The sequence below is a fragment of the Arthrobacter agilis genome, assembly GCF_002953615.1.
GTDB classification, from domain to species: Bacteria; Actinomycetota; Actinomycetes; order Actinomycetales; family Micrococcaceae; genus Arthrobacter_D; species Arthrobacter_D agilis_B.
In genome coordinates this window covers 1,584,797-1,591,158 of the sequence record NZ_CP024915.1, presented here as the reverse complement: position 1 = coordinate 1,591,158, position 6,362 = coordinate 1,584,797, and the positions used below count along the sequence as shown (strand labels likewise).

8 protein-coding genes and 1 pseudogene are annotated in these 6,362 nt (G+C 63.4%); 7 read left to right on the top strand and 2 right to left on the bottom strand.

The genetic code is table 11. The annotated features are described in order from the left end of the window. Together CVO76_RS07660 and CVO76_RS07655 are read left to right on the top strand one after the other, a co-directional pair. A partial coding sequence (locus tag CVO76_RS07660; RefSeq protein ID WP_208741541.1) for a hypothetical protein occupies positions 1-319 on the top strand: 319 nt, incomplete at its 5' end. Between the two features lie 345 nt (positions 320-664). Continuing rightward, the gene (locus CVO76_RS07655; protein ID WP_208741540.1) at positions 665-1,093 is read left to right on the top strand and encodes a hypothetical protein; all 429 of its coding nucleotides are present in this window, start codon (positions 665-667) and stop codon (positions 1,091-1,093) included. A gap of 38 nt (positions 1,094-1,131) precedes the next feature. Here CVO76_RS07655 and CVO76_RS07650 read toward each other — a convergent pair whose 3' ends face one another. Both CVO76_RS07650 and CVO76_RS07645 read right to left on the bottom strand, forming a co-directional pair. Further along, positions 1,132-1,467 carry a histone-like nucleoid-structuring protein Lsr2 gene (locus tag CVO76_RS07650; protein ID WP_208741539.1) on the bottom strand — a complete coding sequence of 112 codons (336 nt, stop codon included), beginning with the start codon at positions 1,465-1,467 and terminating at the stop codon, positions 1,132-1,134. Positions 1,468-1,555: 88 nt separating this feature from the next. Continuing rightward, entirely contained in the window at positions 1,556-2,485 is a 930-nt protein-coding gene (locus CVO76_RS07645; RefSeq protein ID WP_208741538.1) for a tyrosine-type recombinase/integrase, read from the bottom strand. A 385-nt stretch (positions 2,486-2,870) separates the two neighbouring features. Here CVO76_RS07645 and CVO76_RS07640 point away from each other — a divergent pair. The 5 genes and pseudogenes from CVO76_RS07640 to CVO76_RS07620 form a co-directional block, all read left to right on the top strand. Next, positions 2,871-3,851: pseudogene (locus CVO76_RS07640) on the top strand (CpaF family protein); the annotation flags it as partial. Then, positions 3,848-4,705 carry a type II secretion system F family protein gene (locus tag CVO76_RS07635; protein ID WP_133080909.1) on the top strand — a complete coding sequence of 286 codons (858 nt, stop codon included), beginning with the start codon at positions 3,848-3,850 and terminating at the stop codon, positions 4,703-4,705. The pseudogene CVO76_RS07640 and the gene CVO76_RS07635, both read left to right, overlap by 4 nt. Further along, entirely contained in the window at positions 4,702-5,643 is a 942-nt protein-coding gene (locus CVO76_RS07630; RefSeq protein ID WP_244186265.1) for a type II secretion system F family protein, read from the top strand. Before CVO76_RS07635 ends, CVO76_RS07630 begins: the two co-directional genes overlap by 4 nt. 30 nt (positions 5,644-5,673) lie before the next feature. Further along, a complete protein-coding gene (locus CVO76_RS07625) occupies positions 5,674-5,889 on the top strand; it encodes a hypothetical protein (RefSeq protein ID WP_133080908.1) in 216 nt (71 codons plus the stop codon). 20 nt (positions 5,890-5,909) lie between these two features. After that, the gene (locus CVO76_RS07620; protein ID WP_133080907.1) at positions 5,910-6,308 is read left to right on the top strand and encodes a TadE family protein; all 399 of its coding nucleotides are present in this window, start codon (positions 5,910-5,912) and stop codon (positions 6,306-6,308) included. The last annotated feature ends 54 nt before the right edge of the window (positions 6,309-6,362 follow it).

The following is a 6,362-nucleotide window of genomic DNA, read 5'->3' as shown; positions in this document are numbered from 1 at the left end:
TGCGGTGATCTTCAGAGCCAATTTTCCACGCGAGATTGATTTTCTTCGGAATGCGAGCGAATACAGTAAGGATGAAGACGATCCTGTCTCGTTGCTCAACTTTCGACCGTCCAAACTTGGACTCATACCCTACGTTGCTATCGATTTGACCAAGACTACAGGTGTGCACGCCGGGAGACTTCCGCTTACGGAAGTTGTACTTGGACCCTCCAGCAATCCCAACTTGGCCCTAGATTCGCTCATGCTTTACATGGAGGCACGCGGATATGACGAGGACAAGACGAGCATCCAAACTTCGGGAATTCCTCTTCGGAGGTGATCTCGAGCGTGCCAAAAGCAGATGCGCAGACTGACACTGGAGGACGCATCTGAGCAGTAGTCCGGATTTCTAAGTGATACTCGTCTTATGAGTCCTACATCTTCTTGCCTCGACAGATCCCTGGTATGTGCCGTCTATGAAGTTGCACAAGCGGTACAAGAGGATCCATCGTTCTTTGACTGGTTGGCGCTCGGTGTTATACCGCTCGTATCGGCTCTCGCGTCAGTCTGGGTGCTTCTTTTTTCGGTACGAACAGCTCGCGCTGCCGAACAGCAAGCGGAACGAACGGAAGCAGCACGCCTGAAGGCAGAAGCGGATCGGAGCGAAGACGAGAGGCGCCGGCGTATGAATGCTGCACTTAGCGCCTTCCTCGGCGAGTTGGCGGTTAACCTTGAGGAGCATCGTGAGTATGACCGACTGCATTCTCGGGAGCGGTTGGCAAGCGATTTGAAACCTGCTTTGCCCTCAGCGTCCCCGTTGCTCGTCCGCATCGGTGTCGCAAAGATGGACGCGCGACCTTCTGAGATAGAGTTTCTGCAAAATCTTGCGACAGTGGTCATCCCGCCTCACAATCTTGCGAATGAGCAGGTTCGTCTCCGTTTGCGACTACTCCCTGACCTCGTGGCTGATTGGGCGCGTGAGTCAGGCGAGTCAAAGGCGCTGGCGGGCCAGGCGGTGAACCAGCTATCGCGCGCCAGAAGTGAATCTCAGATCCGAGCCGTTCAGCAGCAGTACCGAGACCAAACTGGAGCAAATACTATTTCGATCGCATAGGATGATGACCACCGCGCAAATCGAAGATGTTTAGGCTCTTACTTGTTCGCTTCGTTGTATGCGTCGACAATCGACTGGTTGATACGCCCGCGGGAGCTTGGGTTGTGCCCGTTCTCCTGGGCCCACTTCCGAATCTCCCGCGTGTTTTCGCGGTTGTTGCGCCCTGAAGACTTCGTGCCGCCCTGGCTGCTCTTACCAACACTGGCTTTACGGCCCTTCTCCACGTACTCCGACAAGACGGAACGCAGCTTGTCAGCGTTCTCCGAAGTCAGATCGATCTCATACTCAGTACCTTCAAGCCCGAAGCGGATGGTCTCCTGAGCTTCCTCACCGTTGAGGTCATCAATTAACTGAACCTGTACACGCTGCGCCACAATAAACTCCTAAGTCATCGATTACTAATGACCCCCATGTGTATCGACGGTACAGGCTAGAAGGGCGCACGCACAAAGAGCCGTTGAGTCACTCAAAGATCTCATCCGCAATCTCAGCCATTTTTCGATGCTCCTCTGGCATGAGGTGCCCGTACACGTTGACGGTCATTTTGATGTCCTTGTGTCCTAACCGGCGGGAGAGAGAGTGCATGTCGGCGCTGCCGTGGAGGAACATGCTCGAGCTGGTGTGCCGGATGTCGTGGATCCGAGGCTTGTTCTCTTCAGTGAAGCCGGCAGCTATACAGGCCGGGCCCCAGTGTTTGTGGATGGCCGATGACTGGATTGGTGTGCCGATCATGTTCGTGAACACCAGCCCACCGCCCGCCTCTTTCACGAGCGGCACCAGCATCTTCGCCAATGAGGTGTTAAGGGCCACCTTTCGTCGCGAGCTTGCCGTCTTAGGAGGCCCGATGACTCGACCGCCCTGCCCGTCACGCTTCCATGCCTTCGACACGTTCACGAGCACTGTTTCGCCGCCGTACTCGAAGTCAGTCCCACGTAGGGCTGTGGCTTCACCGAGCCGCATTCCGGTCACGCGTAGGAACTGAAAGAACAGTCGATAGTGCGGGTCCATCTGAAGCATGATCCGGCCCCACTCCTCGGTGCTTATCACCTTCACCGGAGCCTCGATGCTGTTTGGGCCCGGAAGTCTGACCCCGTAGCAGGGGTTGTCTCTCCGCCACCCGAGGCGGATGGCGGTCTTGAATGCCGATGACAGGAAGCCGAAGTAGTTGCGGATCGTCTTCGGGGCAAGACGTTCGTTGATGGTCAGGTCGTTGACCCACCGAGCAACCCACTCGAAATCGATGTCCTTCACCAGGGCCGCACCAACCTGGCCTCCAAACTTGGTGTTCAAGCTCTTGCCATACCGAGTCAGGGTGTAACCACCGACCGCTGTACGAAGCTCAATGTGCTTCTCCAGCAGCTCCCTCAACGTGGCTGTCTTGTTCTTCTTCATGCTTCCTCCGTTAGCTGAATGAGCAAGCATCGTCTCGACAACGACGGGGGAGAAACGACCCAACCAATCCTTGTTACGTCGATGCCGATCGGTTCGTAGAGCAGCTTTCCTCACCTAAACCGCTCGCTCACTTCACATGTGCTTTCAGGACAGCAGACATGCCTTTGGCGACTGTTAGTGAGAGTGAGGTAGAGCTACGCAAACGAAAATCCGCTCGCCGGCGGAATGTTACGAGGACCGAGCGAAGGGAAGCAGTGGCAATCAGTCCGCAATCAGTCCGCAAGAACCTCACAAAGCTCCGCTTAACGGCTACTGCTGGCAACCAGAAATTCGCCGTCAGCCTGCGGAACTCAACTGGTAGCAATCACTCACAAATCCCTGGCCCGAGTTCTGGATCAATGCGCCGTCGGAGGTGTATGTCGCGCGGAACGGGGAATCCGAACTCACGGCGCTGTCGCTGAGCGAGCAGCAGGTGCGGGACCTCGTCGAGAAGATGCTGAAGTCGAGCGGCCGTCGCCTGGATCTGTCCTCGCCCTTCGTTGACGCCTCCCTCCCCGACGGGTCACGGCTGCATGTCGTGATCCCCGACGTCACCCGCAAGCACTGGTCCGTGAACATCCGGAAGTTCATCGCCCGGGCCTCCCGGCTGGAGCACCTGGTGGAATTGGGCACCCTGTCCCCACAGGCGTCGCGGTTCCTCGGAGCGGCCGTCGCGAGCGGCCTCAACATCCTCGTGTCCGGGGCGACCCAGGCAGGGAAGACGACGATGCTGAACTGCCTCGGTGCGTCGATCGGTCCCCGGGAGAGGGTCATCACGGTCGAGGAGATCTTCGAACTGCGATTGCCCCTGCGCGACGTGGTCGGCCTGCAATGCAGGCAGCCCAATCTCGAGGGCCACGGTGAGATCCCCCTGCGCCGCCTCGTGAAAGAGGCACTGAGGATGCGGCCGGACCGGCTGGTCGTCGGCGAGGTCCGGGAGGCGGAGTGCCTGGACATGCTGATCGCGCTGAACAGCGGCCTGCCGGGGATGTGCAGCGTCCACGCCAACAGCGCCCATGACGCGGTCACGAAGATCTGCACGCTGCCGCTTCTCGCCGGTGAGAACATCTCGAGCAGTTTCGTGGTGCCGACCGTGGCCTCCTGCATAGATCTCGTGGTGCACTGCGCGCGGCTGACGGCTGGTCGGCGTCGGGTCACGGAGATCATGGCCCTGGGCCGACGCGTCGAGAACGGTGTCATCGAGTCCTCCCATGTCTTCCGGCGGGTCGACGGGATTCTGGAACTGACGGCCAGCGGGATGCCGGCGGAGGAGAAGTTCGCCGCCGCGGGAGTCGATGTGTCGTCGCTGCTCGGAACCAACGCATGAGCACGGCGCTGGGGGTCGCCCTCGGTGCAGGGCTCTTCCTCGTCTGGTGGTCCTGCTGGGAACGACCGGCTGAGGCGCGATCAGTCCCGGTCCGGCGACGGCTGCTGGACGATCTCCTCCTGCGTGCCGGCGTCGAGCGGGTCTCCTCGAACGGGCTGATCGCGTCCTGCGCGGCGGTGGGCGTCGCCGTCCTGCTGCTCGGCTTCATCCTGACGGGATCCGCGCCGATCGCCCTGTGCTTCGCCCTGTTCGGCGCGTTCCTGCCGTTCTCGATCGTGCGGTGGCGGGCAGCGAAGCGCACCGCGTCACTGCGCGAGGTGTGGCCGGACGTGGTGGACCACCTCCGGTCCGCGATCCGCGCAGGGCTGTCGCTCCCGGAGGCGCTCATCCAGCTCGGCGAGAAAGGGCCGCTCGAACTGCGGCCGGCGTTCCGGGCCTTCGGGGCGGACTACCGGGCAGGAGGGCGGTTCGACGACGCGCTCAACCGGCTCAAGGAGCGGTTGGCGGATCCGGTGGCGGACCGCATCGTCGAGGCGCTGCGGATGACGCGGGAGGTCGGCGGATCGGACCTCGGCCGGCTTCTCGGCACCCTCTCCGAATTCCTGCGGGACGCCGCGCGGACGCGCAGCGAGCTCGAGGCCCGGCAGTCGTGGACCGTCAACGCGGCCCGCCTCGCTGTCGCCGCTCCCTGGTTCGTCCTCCTGCTCCTGTCGACCAGGCCGGAGGCCGTCCGGGCGTACAACTCCGCGGGCGGCGCGGTGGTCCTGCTCGGCGGACTCGTGGTCTCCGTCGTCTGCTACCGCATCATGCTCCGGATCGGCGCGCTACCAGAGGATCAGCGGGTCCTCCGGTGAATCCCGTCAGCGCCCTTGCCGCACTCTGCGGACTCGTGTTCGGTACGGGCCTATGGCTGGTCCTCGTGCGGCTTCCCGTCATGCGGGCGACGAGCCTGACGCAACGCGTCGCGCCACAGCTGCGCGCGGTCGATGTTCAGTCGCGCCTCCTGACGGATTCCCCGGCGAATGTCACGCCTTTCGGGCCGCTCGAGCGCATCCTCCGCCCACTGCTGGCGGACGCCGTGTCCTGGTCCCACCGTTTTAACCCGGCGTCGGCGACACTCGCACGCCGGCTGGCCCAGGCGGGCCGCGGCCAGACGACGACGGACTTCCGCGCCCAGCAGCTCCTGTGGGCGGCGGGAGGGCTGGCGGGCTCGACGCTCGTCATGGTCCTCCTCGCGGCGTCGGGGTCGGCCGATGTGCCGCTGGCCGTGATCATCGTCCTCGGCTGCGCGGTGCTGGGCTTCGTCGGGAGGGACCACGTCCTGTCGGCCGACATCAGGCGGCGCGAGACCCGCATGCTCGCCGAGTTCCCCAGTCTTGCCGAGCTGATGGCACTCGCCGTCTCGGCGGGCGAGAGCACGACGGGTGCCCTCGAGCGGATCTGCAGGACGGCGACCGGGGAACTCGCCGGCGAGTTCGCCCTCGTCCTGGCCGCCACGCGGGCGGGGAAGCCCCTCGTCGACGCCCTCCAGGAATTCTCCAACAGGACGCGCCTGGCCCCGCTCGCGCGATTCGTGGACGGCATCACCGTGGCCGTGCAGCGGGGGACACCGCTGGCCGATGTGCTGCGGGCCCAGGCCCAGGACGTCCGCGACCTCGCCAAACGCGAGCTGATGGAATCGGCGGGCAGGAAGGAGATCGCGATGATGGTTCCGCTGGTCTTCGGTGTGCTCCCGCTGACCGTCCTGTTCGCCGTCTATCCGGGGATCGCGCTCATCAATCTCGGTTTCTGATCCACCAACCACTCCATCGAAGGGGACACCATGAAGATCCTGACCAGCGCACCGCGCATCGCCCTGCTGTTCCTTGCGGCAACTGCGGCACTGTTCCGGGCGACGGAGGATCGCGAGCGGGGGGATGTCCCGGGGTGGGTCATGATCACCCTGATGTCGGCCGTCCTCGTCGCCGCCCTGCTGGCGATCGCCGGTCCCGCGCTGGAGGGGCTGTTCAACCAGGCGATCGACCAGGTCTCCCCCTAGTGGTGCTGCGACACCGGAGGATGCCCCGGCACGACCCGGGCGATTCCTCGGATACCGAGCACGGCGCGGCCGTCGTCGATTTCGCACTGGTCGGCGGACTCCTGACCGTCGTGTTCATCGCCATCATCCAGCTGACCCTCGTGCTCCATGTCCGCAACACGCTCATCGACGCGGCCGCCTCGGGTGCTCGGTACGGCACACTCGCGGACCGGGACCCGCAGGACGCGGTGGGGCGCACCGAGCAGCTGATCCGCGGCTCACTGGCCGATGCATACGGGTCCGACATCTCGGTCGGGGAGAGCACCGTCAGCGGTGTCCGTACCCTCGAGGTGGTGGTCCGGGCGCCCCTGCCGGTCATCGGCCTGATCGGGCCGGCCGGAGTCCTGGAGGTACGCGGCCATGCCGCCCTTCCGTCGTGACCCGGCAACCGTCCCTGCCCAGGGCCGGCGTGGCACTCGGAGCGCTGCCTGGCC